Source organism: Pedobacter sp. SYP-B3415 (genome assembly GCF_004138205.1).
Taxonomy (GTDB): domain Bacteria; phylum Bacteroidota; class Bacteroidia; order Sphingobacteriales; family Sphingobacteriaceae; genus Pedobacter.
On record NZ_RXNQ01000002.1, the window covers coordinates 70,562 to 84,798 of the forward strand.

The following is a 14,237-nucleotide window of genomic DNA, read 5'->3' on the forward strand; positions in this document are numbered from 1 at the left end:
TCACGTTGCCCGAAGGTTTGAAGCTCTTAAAAAAGAGATTTACAGCAAAATGATTGATATACCAGGGCCGGACAGAAAGTACCTTCATCAACACATATTCAAATGATAACGCCTGAATTGTAGCGGCGTAAAATGGGTTCGTTGCTTGAACAGCTTGCTGAAAGATTGCGGATGTTCGAAACCTAATTTATAAGCGATTTCTGCGGTGGTCAGATCTGTTTGGTTAAGGAGCGTCTTTGCTTTCTCGATTAGCGCCAGGTGAATGTGCTGTTGCGTGGTTTGACCGGTCAGCGTTCTGAGCATATCCGAGAGGTAACGCTGTGAAACGTTCAAATGACCGGCGATGTCCTGTGGTGATGGTAAGCCGCTGGACATCGCATTGCTATGATCAAAATAGGTATATAACCACTTATTCATCCGGGCGATCAGTTTATGATGCTGGTTTTTCCGCGTCAGAAATTGGCGGTTATAAAAGCGGTTGCTATGGTTCAGGAGCAGTTCGAGTTGTGAGACCAGTATCTGTTCACTGAACTGATCAATTTGGTGTTCCAACTCTGACGAAATTGCTTTGAATAATATTTCAATAGTCTGCTTTTCCTGAACAGAAAGGAACAAAGCTTCAGATACAGCGTAGTCAAAGAACCCATACTGATGGATGGTTTTCGCCAATGGATGCAGCGCCAGCAAAGCTGGGTGAAAGTAGAGGGCATAACCTTCGTGGTCTGCCGAAGCGGCGCTCATTTGTACCGATTGCCCCGGTGCCAGAAAAGCCATGCCACCTTCCTTAAAGTCGTAAGTGCCGGGACCGTATTTGACGCTTCCTTTATAGCCTTTTTTGAGAGTGATCTTGTAAAAATCAAGCGTATACCATTTGCCAGCATCACGCAGATCAATCTTTGCCTGATCATAATTGACCATGCAGATCAACGGATGAGAAGGTGGCTCTACATTCAGCCGTTTCAGCAAATCGGCAATGTTATCAAACTTTAATGTGCTCACAGTAACGATCTGCCAAATATACGGTATTAACGCTGAACAGCCGGACGGATCACAATATCCCCCACATCAACATTGTCCGGCTGCTCAATGGCATAAACAATAGCGTCTGCAATAGTATCCGGCGATATGGCCATATCATCAGCACTTTTCTGCAGGTTCGATCTTATGCCTTCATTTTTTATATGGCTTACGAATTCTGTAGCAACAAAACCTGGCGAGATGCCCGTTACCCGCCAGCGTCCCTCTGATTCCTGGCGCAGTGCTTCGCCAATGGTTCGAACCGCATTCTTTGTGCCAGCGTAAACACCCATAGTAGGCACTATTGAAATTCCAGCCGTAGAAATTACGTTGATAAAATGCCCTGACCCTTGTTTTTGAAAGATCGGCATGGCCGCTGCGATGCCATACAAAGTTCCTTTCAGATTCACATCGATCATCTGTTCCCAACCTTCTACATCCAGTTCCTCCATTTTGTGTAACTGGCTGATACCAGCGTTATTAATGATCACATCGAGCCTGCCAAACTGCTCAACAGCAAAGTCGGCCAGCCTTATAAGATCCTGACGGGAGGTTACGTCGATTTCAAGGAAGACGGCCTTATCGCCATTCTGTTGAATGGCGTCAACAATCGCTGCTAACCGCTCTGTTCTGCGTGCACCCAACACAACTTTTGCGCCCCGGGCTGCTAATCGTTCCGCGGTCGCCTGACCAATGCCGCTGCTGGCACCGGTGATGGCTACTACTTTAGCCTCAATTCTGTTTTTCATGAAGCGAAGTTCTGGCAATGAATCAATTACAGTGTAGCCAAAATGGTATGATATGTAGCCTTTTTGGAGTAAGCGATAACAATTGATTTCGATTCTGTCATCATGATTATTATCAAGCTTATTATCATGGGTCGGATTCTAGAAACACGTTTGTTCGATATCGCATTTAGAAAAAAGAGGAGGGCGCTTATGTCGGAAAGTGATTCAGGCTTAATTTGCGAGCAAAGATACGGAACTAATGTACTGAGCATCCCGGGGTGATAGATTGCTTATCTTCATCAACAACAAAGCCACTCTGTGAGTGGCTTTGTACCCCGGAAGGGATTCGAACCCCTGACCCACGGTTTAGAAAACCGTTGCTCTATCCAACTGAGCTACCGAGGCCTTTTTGCCGGTTGGAAGCGCCGGCTAAAATCGTGCTGCAAATATAGAATTTGACTGTGATTATGGCAAAACTATTTTTAAATCAATGTGATCTGTTTAACTGCCGGATTAACAGTAGATTAGCTCTGTTTTTGTTTTTCTGAACAGGCCGCACACAAGCCCGTTGCTATAAAACTGAGTTGCTGAAGGCTAAATCCCTTAGGCAAATTCAGCTTGAACTGTGGCAGATGTGCGTGTTCTATACAATAGACCTTCTGGCAGTTACTGCAGTTAAAATGAAGGTGTTCATCATGATGCGCATGCTCGCTGCAGTCTTCATGGCAAAAAGCATAATTTGCTGTTCCCTGATTATCAATAATCCGGTGAATAATCCCTTTTTCTTCGAATGTTTTAAGAATGCGATAGAGGGTAACGCGATCAATCTCTTTGCCAACAATATGTTCTATATCAGGTTGCGACGACGCGGCATCGCTGGCAGAAAGAATATCAAGGACACGCAGCCTTGCGCCTGTCTTTTTCAGTCCGTTCTTGACAAGAAGGGTTTCATGTCTTTCAAGCTGATTTGTACTCATTGCCTTGTAGTGAATTTATCATGCAAAGATAGCGCTTTTTCTGTCTGCCGTATTATAGAAGCTCGGCATCAGTCAGCGTAAATGCGGGCTGTCCGTTATCGCTCACGTTAATTAAGAGCCGCCCTCTTAATTTGATCGGATCTGAATCGAAAGGAATCGGTTTCTTCATTTTGACCATGACCATCTCCGGGATGTCGCCCGTACCGCAATAAGGACATTGCGCAATTGGGACGACTGAAAGCAAAAACTCTGAAAACTTCTGGCTTGCTTTGGTAGGATAAATATACCCCGGAAGTTCGATTGTTTTGTTTGATAACGCTTTTAATTCATCCGGAAATACGGAAACCCACTTCAGTTTTCCGACCTGTTTGTCGTGTTTCAAAGCCAGCTTTTTCCAGGTAGGCGTCATTAACTCGGTATGAATCTCCTGCCCGGTTGCAGCTTCAAAAGAAAAGGCAAACAGCATAAAGAGGAAGACTAGTTTTCGGATTTTCATATCAGCTTTTTGATAAGATTTTCGCTACATCTGCCCTGTAGGTTTGAATAGCGGGTAAAATAGAGGCGATCAGTCCGATGCCGATTCCTGCAACAAGCAGCCAGGCTTCACCTGTGCTGAAAAAGAAGGGATCAAGGCGGGCCTGTGATGATTCCTGGTAATGGCCAATCAGATATAACGCGCCATGACCTATAGCCAAACCGGCAACTGAGCCGATCAGCGTAACCAACAGACTTTCAAGGATAACCAGGAAAAATATTTTTGATCGGGAGGCACCCAGGCACCGCATGACTGCCAGGTCATACTTACGCTCTTTCATCGAATTATAAAGACTTATAAATACGCTGAGTGCAGCGATCACCATTATCAGGACGGCAAACCATTGCAGAGTTTCGACGCCTACGCCAATAAGCGAGAACAAACGCGCGCTTTCCATTGCAGGTGAGGCAGCCTGCAGGCTGGTGGACTGGTTAACCATGCGCGGAAACAGGACGACAGACATTGGCGACCTGTATTGAATTAATAGCGCTGTGATTTCTTTACCGGTCCCTTCAGCCTCGTGTGCGGCTTCATCGTGTTCTTCTTCGTGCCCCGCCGCCTCTTCATGCTCATCATGCATTTTATAAATGCTGCCGATGTTCGTGAGCACCAGATTATCCGTTACGTTCCCTGATCTTGCAAGCACGCCGGCAACCGTATAAGCATTGTGGCGATGCGTATCGCCCGCATCACTCAGGCCATGGGCACCATAAAACTTGTCCCCCGGTTTCAAGCCGGTCTCGGCGGCGACCTGGCTGCCGATTGTTGCTTCAAGATCTTCTTTCCAGTAGCGACCCTGCGCGATCTTAAGATTATACAGGCTAATGAATTTGGCGTTGGTACCAACAATCCGGTGACCTGCATAATTGTCGCCCAGCGCAAGAGGCACAGCGGTTTTCACCAGCGGATTATGCGCAAGGGCATCAGCTTCGGCAGCGGGGATATTTCCCGTAGGAAAATCGATATGATAGATGCTGCTTAAAATGAGCTGAAGCGGGCTTCCTTTTGCACCCACTACGAGGTCAATATCTTTTGAATTCTGCTCCAGCTTATCGCTGATCTGCGACGATGCGAGCAGCAGCACGGATAAAATACCAATACCGAACGCTACGAGCACAATGTTCAGGAAAGTATTTAATTTATTTCTTAGCAGGCTCTTGCCCGCAATTTGAACGATATTCATCAGATCTGGTATTCGTTATTCAGGTGATTGCGGACGCGTTTATCATGTGTAGCAATGATCAGTGTAGCTTCATTGGCGCTCGCCTGTTCCCTGAGCAGGGCGATAACTTTTTCGGCGTTTTCATCGTCAAGACTGGATGTAGGCTCATCAGCGATAAGCACCAGCGGTTTGTTCACAAGAGCACGGGCTACAGAAAGTCGCTGCAGCTGGCCCTGACTAAGTTCGTCGGGGTAGCTACCCGATTTTTCTGCCAGTCCGAGATCTGAAAGCAGCTGTCTGTTTCTCTGTCGATCTGCGGGCAACGCCGCCATTGCGCGGGCGAGATCAAGATTTTCGCTCACGGTGAGGCTGCGTACAAGGTGGGGCCGTTGAAAAACGATGCCGATATGTCGCCCTCTGAACCGGTCAAGTTCACGTGCAGTGAAATCATAAAGGGATGTTTGATCCATCATGACCTGTCCCGTTCGCGGACGTAACAAACCGCTTATGATATTGATCAGCGTACTTTTTCCGCTGCCGGAAGCACCGAGCAACAGCCATTGCTCTGCCTGTTGCATGTGCCAGTCAGGAAACCGCAATGCTGGTCCGTTCTTGTAGTGATATGTTAATTCCTTGATGGAAATCATGCTCGCTTTATGTTAGATGTTCAAATATACGCGTCATCTGGCGCGTAACCATGCAACATTATTGTTCAGAGATTAGCTCGCGCCGCATTTTGCAGGACCTGTTCATGCGTAGATTGATCAGGTGAGCGCAGGCAATCACTACGCCGCCCGAGGGAACCAAGATGCTTTCCAGCCATTCAATCTCAACCAGATGGCCTAACAGGATGAATAAAAAGCCGGCCGCCAGTAAAAATAAAGGTCCGAGCCGGCGGTGATGAAAACGATAGGAGTGACCAATGGAACCGAGACCCAGCATGAGGCTGATGATGATCATTGTGCCTTCAAATACCGGATGTGCCAGAAAAGCCAATCCCCAGAATGGAAGTGTACTGACAACAAACGGAAGAACTGCACAATGAATGGCGCAAAGGCCTGAAGCGGTAATGCCCAGCCTGTCGGGATGGAAGATCTTTGTCATAAATCAATGTATTAATACGCGAATATAAACGCAATTATGTTGCAATTGTTTGTTGTTGCTATTAATTGCAACATTATTGCACTTTCGTGATAATGACTGAGCGCGTGTACTAAGGACCCGCTCGTTTCTTCTTCCTTTTCCCCCACCAGATAATGAATCCTGTTATGGGTAGGGAGCCTGCTATGAAACTGGCAAAAAAAGCCAGGATTTTACCTGGAAGGCCCAGGATGGCACCGACATGGATATCATAATTCATAGCGATTAATTTTTCACCGCTATTTTTTTGGCTGTAATTGCGGCGGTCGAGCAGTTTCCCTGTAAACCGATCAAATTGAAGATCATCAGATTTGTAGTATGTTTCCAGTCCTTTGTAACCGTTCGCATAGATGACAGCTTCTTTGCCACCCGCCGCGGGCGATATGCCGATACGGTCGGCATCTGGCATTGCCTTCCGGGCAGCCATAAAAGCTATGTCAAAAGCATTTGTTGACGCAGCTTGCGTGCTGTCTGATGCAACAGCCCTTACCGCCGGCGGCGTAACGCTGCCCGAAGCTACCACATAAACCGCCTGCTGGAACCATTGAAATGCCCATACAAGCCCTGTTAGTGCCAATACCAGGCAAACCAGCATGGCATAAAAGCCCGGCACGTTATGCAGGTCGTAATTAAGCCGCTTGAATCCGGCCTTCCACTTTATTTTGAAACTCTTATCCCGGTTTGTTTTGCTCCATTTTTTCGGCCACCACATGATGAGTCCGGTGATCAGCAACACAACAAAAATCAGGGTAGCTACACCTACAATGATCTGCCCCGGATTGTTATTTAATAACAGGCTCCAGTGAATCATCTTGACGACATTGAAAAATTCGTATTTATAATCAGCTATGTAGGTTACCTTACCGGAATATGGATTGACAGACACAATGTCGTAGTAGTCGAGGGTTCCGAAGTACGTCCACGCATTAGGGTCTCCGGCTGCATAGGTTCCGAAGTGCCATGCGCGGTCTGCATCTCTGAACGTCGTGATAAAGCTGATTTTTTTCTTGCCGCCAAGCGCGGCCTCTGCGTTGCCGGTAAGCATGCTCAAAGGCAAAGGCTGCTGTCCGGAAGCAGGGGCCTCAACGAAAAAAGCCTCAGGGTGAAGCCATTCGTTTATTTCCTGTTGAAATACGAACAGGCATCCGGTCAGAGAAATAATAAAGACGATTATTCCCGATAACAGACCAAGCCACAGGTGCAGCCAGTCGGTAATTTGCCGAAACCTTGACTTTTTTGTTTTTTTCTTCCTGCGCAGCAGATTGCGAAGCGCAAAAACCGGCGATTTCCTTTTCGATTCTGTGGCTACAGACATTATCAGTTAACTTCTGTGAAAAGCGTAACCATGTGCCAGATTTTATTATAAGGTTTGCCAAGATGAGTGCCATCTTTTTTCTCCTCGCGCACCGCTTCAAAAAAATAAGGGCCGGCGGCGGTTGGTTTAAAGTCTGCAGAACCGTTAGCCCCAGTTTTCAACTCTGCAGGCCTAGCTCCGGGCGCTACGACTGTGATTGTCTGCTCAACTGCAGCCTTTTTGTTAAACTGAAGATTCATCGTGCTGACTTGCCCCTGTTTTGCACCGGTGGTGCCGCCGATATGAAAGTAGGTTTCAAACGGGCTCTTTGATCGCGATTTATTTGCTACGCTGACTTCCGCAAGCGCATAGTATTGTAATTTTCCGCCATCGTAAACCTCATCCACTTCATGCATCACGCTTAATAAGTACTGGCCATCTTTTTCAGGGGTAAATGAGGCGCTGAAAAACCCGCTTTCCTGTGTAACCGGCAAGATAACACGTTTCCCATCCGGTCCCGTTAACGCAAGCTGGAAACTGCGCATGTTGCTAAACCATTTGGCAGTTGAGTCCCGTTCGTTTTCGGCATATTCGCCAAAAAAAATTTTCACATCCTGCTTCTGACCTTTTACGCCCCGGCTTTGGGTTTCGATCCAAAGCGCATGCGCGAATGTTTGTACGGTTGTCGCTAGCAGAATAAACACTGCAAATAGTAATTTTTTCATATCCCTGTTCTGAATTAATCTTTATTTAGATTGATTAAAATTAAACAAATGTAATACAGGACCGAGATAAAAAGAAATCTAATTGGCAATTGTTATTTAAAGCATGGCTTAGCCGGCGTCTATATGGATTGGATTGCTGAGAATTTTATGAATCGGGCATTTGTCTGCGATTTGCGTCAGAAGCGTGCGCTGATCTTCACTAAGGTCCCCAAAAAACTCAATTGTACGCCTGATCCGGGTGCCTGCATCCATTTCATTTTCGGCGCATATCTCAAGCGAAAGTTTCATGCTTTCAAGCGGAATGCGCTTGCGGTCAGCATACATACGCACGGTGATGGCAGTGCAGCTGCCGAGGCTTGCCAGAAGGAGTGAGGCGGGGGCCATTCCCTGATCCGTACCGCCAAGCGCCTCCGGTTCGTCTGCATAGATAAGATGTCCGCCCGAAAAGATTTTTGTTTTGTATCTGTTTCTGTCGAGTTCGACGATTGCGGTTACCGGTTGATTGGCCATATGTAATTGTTTTTCTGTAAATATCTGTTAAATGAAACGAAGGCCAAAACAGATTTCCGTTTTACCCGGAGTAAGCAGCGTAGACGGCGCTGCTAATCGATAAATGACCGTTTGGCTATATGTGGTTTCTTCAGACGTATTTACGCGGGTCGTTGATCACACGGCCGGATGCAATGACAGTCTTCGTACAAGCTAATCACTGATTATCAGCTTAATAAAAAATTAATTATCCGGTAATGACAGCGAAACATTTAGCAGGCACTTTTGTTATTATTAAGACCAAATTTCCCTGGCGATGCTGAGCAATTATTTTACACTTCAATTTGACGTAAACGGCAAGCCTTTTAAAGGCTTTTGTATGAAAATTCAGGATGATTTTCATGAGACCTACGCTGTGATCCTGGAAGGATATCATTCTTTTTGTGTATGGATGGATGAAAAGGCTGAAAAGTGGAGATCGTCAAAGTCCATTGGTATTGAAGCAGAGGCAATTGATCAGATCATCGACATCCTGCATAATCCAGCAAACAATAAAAACATTTCCGCATAGGTTCCCGGTGCCTTTTCTGATAGGCACCTATCGGTTAATTCAGGTATTCATTTACAACCAGATGCGCCAGCCGTATTCGTGCACAGGTCATCTTGGAGCAATGCGCGTGATGGTAACATCCGCTATACCCGATCAGCGAAAATCAGCTCGGAACAGGATTCCCTGAAATAAATGATCCAGACGCACGCTGCGGAGGTTATTCAGCCGGCTTCGTGTTAGCCGAAGAAAAAGTAAGCAAGCAGGATACCGGCAATAATACCTACGAGATCGGCTAAGAGCATGGCACCAACAGAATACCTGGTATTGCGAATATTAATCGCACCGTAATAAACCGCGATGATATAAAACGTTGTATCGGTAGAACCCTGTAAGGTTGCTGACAGCCGGCCTGCAAACGAATCTACGCCATGCGTGGTCATCGTATCGATCATCATGCCTCGCGCGCCACTTCCGCTCAAAGGTTTGATGAGGGCTGTAGGTATACCATCTATAAAACGGGTGTCTGATCCAAGTGCTGTGAACACATACTTAAATCCGCTGATAATGATGTCAAACGTTCCACTTGTGCGAAGCAGGCTGATCGCGATAAGCATGCCTACCAGGTAAGGAATGATTTTAACCGAAGTCTCAAAGCCGCCCTTCGCGCCTTCAACAAAAGCTTCAAAAACGTTGATCCGCTTGTACAGCGCACCGAGAACGATCAGAAAAAAGATCAGCAGAATGATGCCGTTGCTCAGAATACCTGAAAAAGACTGAAGGCCGTCGGCTGTTAATGTTCTCAGATACAAAACCAGCAGGGTAATAATTCCCGAAATGCCGAGTACCCAGGCAAGAATGACAGGCTGAAATACCCTGATCTTTTGTTTGTACGAGACGATCAGCATCGCCGCCATCGTGGTAATAAAAGTCCCGATCATGCAGGGTATAAAGATATCTGTAGGGTTTGCTGCATTGAGTGAGGCCCGTACGGCAATAATGCTAACCGGAATAAGCGTAAGCCCCGAGGCATGCAGACACAGAAACATGATCTGTGCGTTTGATGCTGTGCTTTTGTCGCTATTCAGCTCCTGCAGGCTTTCCATAGCTTTCAGCCCGAAGGGGGTCGCAGCATTGTCAAGCCCTAGCAGGTTGGCTGAAAAATTCATCACCATATGACCCGTTGCCGGGTGGCCTTTTGGAATTTCGGGGAACAGTTTGGAAAAAAACGGACTAATAATGCGGGAAAGTAAACGGATTCCGCCTGCCTGCTCGGCGATACTCATAAAACCCATGAAAAGGGCCATAATGCCGATCAGCTTCAGACAGATATTCACAGCCGTCCAGCAGGTTTCAATTACACCGTCCATTTTGAGCGGGTTAGCAGCATCGTCAGCTTTTCCGACTACCATCCAGTTGAAAATGTCTGACTGACCAAAGAAAAAACATTTGATTCCCGCCACAATGATCGCCACAATGATGAATGCCGACCATATCCTGCTTAATGCCATAGAATGTTTGTTTAAAGCTATGAAAGTATGAAATTTTTGTTTCTCAGACCCTTTTGGAAAGACAAAATAATATTGCTGCCATCATACAGATTGAAGTCTGCAGGCGCTTCGAAAGCTACGGGGTTATCTATCGAAAGTTGCTCAGACCGGAACTCTTCATAAGCCTGGTAAACCGAAAGGTCACCAATATCCTTAATAAAATAGTATTCCGTAACGCCATCAGCCTGATCGTTAGGTCTTTCCTCGTAGACAAGTCCAATATCAGTCGTCAGCCCGTTTACCCGTACCTCTCTGATAATGATATGCAGCAATGTGCCTGAGTTTTTTGGTATCGCGAGGTAATCTTCCAGCCGGCCGGCATCAGCTGCGCCCAAAGCAATTGCCTTGAGGCCCGCAAGTATGGAGAGAAAAAAATATCTTCTCAAAACCTGTTTGTCCTTGTCATGCTCAAGGCCGCCGGCTTCGATCAGAATGGTAGAGGTACCGGCTTTTTGAAAATTATCACCAAAGGCCCGCGGTTCATGGCTATCATCAAATAGCCCGATCTGCCCGGGCAGCATCGGCGATACCTGATCGAAGATCTCCGCAATAATGTTCGCTGCCTTTGTGCGGACGGCGCCAAAGCTAAGATCAGCCTGATCGGCGGGGGCGAGATAAGAGAGGCTTGCAGGCTTTCCGAAATCAGCTACGCTCCATAGGGTTGACTGATCATGAAGATTGAATCCAAACGAGGGTTGGAACCTATCGCGAATGTAACGAAGCAGCGCTGCCTCGGGCGTAACTGTCTGCAAAAAATCACGGTTTATATCTATCGCCTGAGCCGATCGTCTTGTGAAACGTTCGGCGCCGTCGGGGTTAACCATTGGGAAGATTACCAGTTTACAGGTACGGCCAATAGCTTGCCATTCATTTTGGAACCGGGCAGACTGCAGGAATCGGAACAAGTCGAATAACACCATCGTGCCGGTTGGCTCATCTCCATGCATCTGGCTCCATAAGAACACGGTAAGAGGACCTGCTCCCCAGATCACGAGGCGCTGCGCGCGGCCTTCAGCCGATTGGCCGATCGTTTCCACCGAAAAGGTTTCGGGCAGGACATCAAGCAGGGGCTGCAGTGCGGAATGTTTGAAAAACCGGTCCTTTATTGCCGGTTCAGCAAACGTATGATAGGTATCGATAATATGTTGCATGGTGAACAAAAAACTCCGGCCTGAAGCCGGAGTTAAATCTTATGGTTTATCGTCGGTAAGTTCAAAACCCCAGCTTTTCCCTTTTTCTATTGCCGGAATCCCGCCGGTCATCCATAGCGGAGCCTTAGCCCCCTTAAGGTAATAGTCGAAAAACTGTTGCTCACGTATCTGTATGTCCTTGCGGTTCTGGCGTTCCACCAGGTTATGGGCTTCGCCATTATAGTTAAGCAGCCAGACCGGTTTGCCCAGTCGTTTCAAACCGGTGAACAGTTCGATACCCTGGTACCAGGGCACTGCGCCGTCGGCATCGTTTGCCATGATCGCAAGCGGGGTGTTCACCTTAGGCAGCATGAAGAGCGGCGAATTTTGAATATACAGCTCCGGTTTTTCCCACAGCGTTGCGCCAATGCGGCTTTGCGTCCGCTCATATTGAAACTGTCTGTTCATGCCGCTTTCCCAGCGAATTCCGCCGTAAGCGGAAGTCATATTGGCCACAGGTGCGCCGGCCCAGGCTGCAGCGTACATATCATTCTGCGTGATGAGGTAAGCAACCTGATAACCGCCCCAGCTTTGTCCCTGAATACCGATCCTGCTGCCGTCGACCCAGCTGTTCTTTTTCAGACTTTCTACTCCGGAGTTGATAAATTCGACAGCTGATGGTCCTGGCTGGCCGATTTCATAACTGATATCAGGCGCAAAGACCAGGTAACCGTTGCTGACAAAAAACGGGATATTCAGCCGCGAAGGCGTGGGCGCAGGCGCCTGATAACTATAAAGCGTTTCAGATAACTTCTCATAGAAATAAACGATCATCGGATATTTTTTCGATGGATCAAAGTTTTCCGGTTTGTACAGGATACCGTCAGACTTAAAGCCTTTCGGGGTGGTCCACCGCACGAGTTCAGCAGTTCCCCAATTGTAATTAGCTTGCTGCGGATTTGTACTACTCAGCTTTATTTCGTTTTTCAGGTCTGAACTGATATAGACATTCGGCGACTCCACGTAATTCCCTTTGTCGAAGACATAGGCTTCAGCGTTCTTTGCCTTCGTTAGCGTAGAATATTTAAACTTGCCCATTACAAGCGGTTCAGGGTTTGCGACGCTCGCGGTATTGATCCGGTAAAACCCGTTTTCCTTATTTGTTTCATTGAAAGCGCTTACAACAATATCCTGTTTAGTCTTTAGAAAGCGATCTTCATTATCGGATGCTCCGAAAGGTAAATTCAGACGGTTAAATCGGGTATTACGGTTTTCATAACGGAACGTTAGTTTGTTTGCCCGGCCATAACCATTCGTCAGGTTGCGTGGTTTACCTTTTCCATCTGGTGCGAACGACCAGATATCATATCTGTCATGGATGAGAATTGCCCTGTCATCCTCAAGCCATGACGCCATGCCATACGCCTGGGCGTCGTCAGGCACGTCATTTAATTCATCGGCAAATTTTTCCTGCATCCCCTGGTTAAGTTGAACAACCTGCCCGCTTTTCACGATGTAACTATACCAGTTCCCTTTTCGACGGTCAAAATATACCACATACTGGCCGTCAGGTGAAACCTCTACATTTCCGCTCAGGTCTTCAATGATTTTTTTCTTTGTCCCGTCTGTGGTACTGACCAGGAAGTAGTCCCGGCTGGTGCCGCCAAGCCATTGCTGCTGCGTGCGCCGGCCGAAATCAGTCGAACCAAGTACGAATGCGGCATTCCCGCGATCTATCAGCTGCACGTCTGGCATACGTTCGTCGGCAAGCCGTACAACTTTTGGATTGCTGTTGAATATATCGATCACGCTCAGGTAGCTTCTTTTACTTTCGCGATCTGCATTTTTCAATTGCATTGGCTGCAGATAATCATCTTTATAGCCCCATATATCCAGTTTGGCTACCTCAGATTCGATGATAGTTGTATCCTTCGGTTTTTTGTCGGGGGCGATACCGAAGAATAATTTCTTGCCATCATTACTGAAACCAATCCTGGCTTCTCCGCTAACCGACCATTTTTGGGGAATTCCCTGCATATCGCCATCAACAAGAACTTGCGCAGTATCTGCGGAAGGGAATGCGAAGTAAATTTTGAAGTCTTTGATTTCCTGTTTCTCAGGGTCAGTTTCCCCCACAAACGCCAGGTTTTCTCCGTCATCGTCAAAAACGAAATTATTAAAATTCCCTTTTCTGCTGACGAGTGCACGCGTCGTATTTTTCTCCAGATTATGCAGATAAACACCGGGTTTTACATCAGGTGTTTTAGCGGAAGACTGACTTGCGTAGACAAGTTGTTTGCCATCTTTGCTAAATGCAAAGACCGAGACATTTTTGATAGTTTTTAAGGCACCGCTTGCCAGGTTTCTTACTATGAGGTCACTAAACTCTCGTGCGTCTTTCTTCTTTGCCTCTTCGGGCGAGGGTTTTTTTGACGTATCTGCTGCGGCTTCGAGCTGGTAGGCAAGGTACGCACCTCCCTGTTCTGCAAACCGGAAGGTTTTTACGCGGGGCACTTTAACTACGGTATTGCTGCCCAATGTCAGAATGCCAAGACTGTCTTTAGGCATGTCAGCAGGTTTTTTCTTTTTGATTTTGGCCAGCCTGATATCTTTAGAGTGAGGCTTTATCAGGAAGGCGGCATACTTGCTGTCGGCACTGAAGTCAGCATCGCTACCGCGCGGAACAGTTAATCTGGAGGTGCCGCGGGCATTGCCAAGGTAGAGGGTCGCATCGCCCTGCTGGCGGTTGATGTTATAAAAATACCATTGCCCGTCACTGGTCAGTTTGCGGTCGCCGGGTGCTTCCCATGAATCGTAGACGGAATGGTCAAGTGGTTTTTTTTGCCCATAGGCAGTGCCAGCCAGGCAGCAGCAAAGCAGCAAAAATATTCTTCGCATTTTTATTTGTTTGGGTTATGAATAATCCTTAAAAATTGCAAATAT

At 47.0% G+C, this 14,237-nt stretch carries 14 protein-coding genes and 1 tRNA gene; 1 reads left to right on the forward strand and 14 read right to left on the reverse strand.

Annotated features, from left to right (window positions below; translation table 11 throughout):
* Positions 1 to 87: 87 nt before the first annotated feature.
* From EJV45_RS01275 to EJV45_RS01325, 11 genes are all read right to left on the reverse strand, one after another.
* On the reverse strand, positions 88 to 999 hold the full coding sequence (locus EJV45_RS01275; RefSeq protein ID WP_240755157.1) for an AraC family transcriptional regulator: 912 nt from the start codon (positions 997 to 999) through the stop codon (positions 88 to 90).
* A 26-nt stretch (positions 1,000 to 1,025) separates the two neighbouring features.
* Entirely contained in the window at positions 1,026 to 1,766 is a 741-nt protein-coding gene (locus tag EJV45_RS01280; RefSeq protein ID WP_129713833.1) for an SDR family oxidoreductase, read from the reverse strand.
* A gap of 310 nt (positions 1,767 to 2,076) precedes the next feature.
* Positions 2,077 to 2,150: transfer RNA gene (locus EJV45_RS01285), tRNA-Arg, on the reverse strand.
* 119 nt (positions 2,151 to 2,269) lie between these two features.
* Complete coding sequence (locus EJV45_RS01290; protein WP_129713834.1) at positions 2,270 to 2,722, reverse strand: Fur family transcriptional regulator; 453 nt, start codon at positions 2,720 to 2,722, stop codon at positions 2,270 to 2,272.
* 52 nt (positions 2,723 to 2,774) lie between these two features.
* Positions 2,775 to 3,218 carry a hypothetical protein gene (locus EJV45_RS01295; RefSeq protein ID WP_129713835.1) on the reverse strand — a complete coding sequence of 148 codons (444 nt, stop codon included), beginning with the start codon at positions 3,216 to 3,218 and terminating at the stop codon, positions 2,775 to 2,777.
* 1 nt (position 3,219) lies between these two features.
* Complete coding sequence (locus EJV45_RS01300) at positions 3,220 to 4,440, reverse strand: ABC transporter permease (protein ID WP_129713836.1); 1,221 nt, start codon at positions 4,438 to 4,440, stop codon at positions 3,220 to 3,222.
* The gene (locus EJV45_RS01305; protein ID WP_129713837.1) at positions 4,440 to 5,066 is read right to left on the reverse strand and encodes an ABC transporter ATP-binding protein; all 627 of its coding nucleotides are present in this window, start codon (positions 5,064 to 5,066) and stop codon (positions 4,440 to 4,442) included. The genes EJV45_RS01300 and EJV45_RS01305 overlap by 1 nt, the downstream gene beginning before the upstream one ends.
* Before the next feature lie 58 nt (positions 5,067 to 5,124).
* Entirely contained in the window at positions 5,125 to 5,523 is a 399-nt protein-coding gene (locus EJV45_RS01310; protein WP_129713838.1) for a MerC domain-containing protein, read from the reverse strand.
* 109 nt (positions 5,524 to 5,632) lie between these two features.
* A complete protein-coding gene (locus EJV45_RS01315) occupies positions 5,633 to 6,874 on the reverse strand; it encodes a PepSY domain-containing protein (protein ID WP_129713839.1) in 1,242 nt (413 codons plus the stop codon).
* Between the two features lie 2 nt (positions 6,875 to 6,876).
* Positions 6,877 to 7,578 carry a DUF4198 domain-containing protein gene (locus tag EJV45_RS01320; RefSeq protein WP_129713840.1) on the reverse strand — a complete coding sequence of 234 codons (702 nt, stop codon included), beginning with the start codon at positions 7,576 to 7,578 and terminating at the stop codon, positions 6,877 to 6,879.
* 108 nt (positions 7,579 to 7,686) lie between these two features.
* Positions 7,687 to 8,088 carry an OsmC family protein gene (locus EJV45_RS01325; protein WP_129713841.1) on the reverse strand — a complete coding sequence of 134 codons (402 nt, stop codon included), beginning with the start codon at positions 8,086 to 8,088 and terminating at the stop codon, positions 7,687 to 7,689.
* A gap of 358 nt (positions 8,089 to 8,446) precedes the next feature.
* On the opposite strand from EJV45_RS01325, the gene EJV45_RS01330 reads away from it, so the two are divergent.
* Positions 8,447 to 8,638: a hypothetical protein gene (locus tag EJV45_RS01330; protein WP_129713842.1), complete on the forward strand. Its 192-nt coding sequence runs from the start codon at positions 8,447 to 8,449 to the stop codon at positions 8,636 to 8,638.
* 215 nt (positions 8,639 to 8,853) lie between these two features.
* Here the strand turns inward: EJV45_RS01330 and EJV45_RS01335 are convergent, their stop codons facing one another.
* Genes EJV45_RS01335 through EJV45_RS01345 form a run of 3 tightly spaced genes read right to left on the reverse strand, consistent with a single transcriptional unit; the run spans position 8,854 to position 14,192 of the window.
* Positions 8,854 to 10,125 carry a nucleoside recognition domain-containing protein gene (locus tag EJV45_RS01335; RefSeq protein WP_129713844.1) on the reverse strand — a complete coding sequence of 424 codons (1,272 nt, stop codon included), beginning with the start codon at positions 10,123 to 10,125 and terminating at the stop codon, positions 8,854 to 8,856.
* A gap of 17 nt (positions 10,126 to 10,142) precedes the next feature.
* On the reverse strand, positions 10,143 to 11,315 hold the full coding sequence (locus tag EJV45_RS01340; protein WP_129713846.1) for a M14 family zinc carboxypeptidase: 1,173 nt from the start codon (positions 11,313 to 11,315) through the stop codon (positions 10,143 to 10,145).
* A gap of 39 nt (positions 11,316 to 11,354) precedes the next feature.
* Positions 11,355 to 14,192: a prolyl oligopeptidase family serine peptidase gene (locus EJV45_RS01345; protein ID WP_129713848.1), complete on the reverse strand. Its 2,838-nt coding sequence runs from the start codon at positions 14,190 to 14,192 to the stop codon at positions 11,355 to 11,357.
* Positions 14,193 to 14,237: the final 45 nt, after the last annotated feature.

Bases quoted from the DNA above. Each gene is read 5' to 3' on its own strand.
- EJV45_RS01280 (WP_129713833.1), bottom strand. From the start codon at position 1,766: ATGAAAAACAGAATTGAGGCTAAAGTAGTAGCCATCACCGGTGCCAGC.
- EJV45_RS01290 (WP_129713834.1), bottom strand. From the start codon at position 2,722: ATGAGTACAAATCAGCTTGAAAGACATGAAACCCTTCTTGTCAAGAAC.
- EJV45_RS01295 (WP_129713835.1), bottom strand. From the start codon at position 3,218: ATGAAAATCCGAAAACTAGTCTTCCTCTTTATGCTGTTTGCCTTTTCT.
- EJV45_RS01300 (WP_129713836.1), bottom strand. From the start codon at position 4,440: ATGAATATCGTTCAAATTGCGGGCAAGAGCCTGCTAAGAAATAAATTA.
- EJV45_RS01305 (WP_129713837.1), bottom strand. From the start codon at position 5,066: ATGATTTCCATCAAGGAATTAACATATCACTACAAGAACGGACCAGCA.
- EJV45_RS01310 (WP_129713838.1), bottom strand. From the start codon at position 5,523: ATGACAAAGATCTTCCATCCCGACAGGCTGGGCATTACCGCTTCAGGC.
- EJV45_RS01315 (WP_129713839.1), bottom strand. From the start codon at position 6,874: ATGTCTGTAGCCACAGAATCGAAAAGGAAATCGCCGGTTTTTGCGCTT.
- EJV45_RS01320 (WP_129713840.1), bottom strand. From the start codon at position 7,578: ATGAAAAAATTACTATTTGCAGTGTTTATTCTGCTAGCGACAACCGTA.
- EJV45_RS01325 (WP_129713841.1), bottom strand. From the start codon at position 8,088: ATGGCCAATCAACCGGTAACCGCAATCGTCGAACTCGACAGAAACAGA.
- EJV45_RS01330 (WP_129713842.1), top strand. From the start codon at position 8,447: ATGAAAATTCAGGATGATTTTCATGAGACCTACGCTGTGATCCTGGAA.
- EJV45_RS01335 (WP_129713844.1), bottom strand. From the start codon at position 10,125: ATGGCATTAAGCAGGATATGGTCGGCATTCATCATTGTGGCGATCATT.
- EJV45_RS01340 (WP_129713846.1), bottom strand. From the start codon at position 11,315: ATGCAACATATTATCGATACCTATCATACGTTTGCTGAACCGGCAATA.
- EJV45_RS01345 (WP_129713848.1), bottom strand. From the start codon at position 14,192: ATGCGAAGAATATTTTTGCTGCTTTGCTGCTGCCTGGCTGGCACTGCC.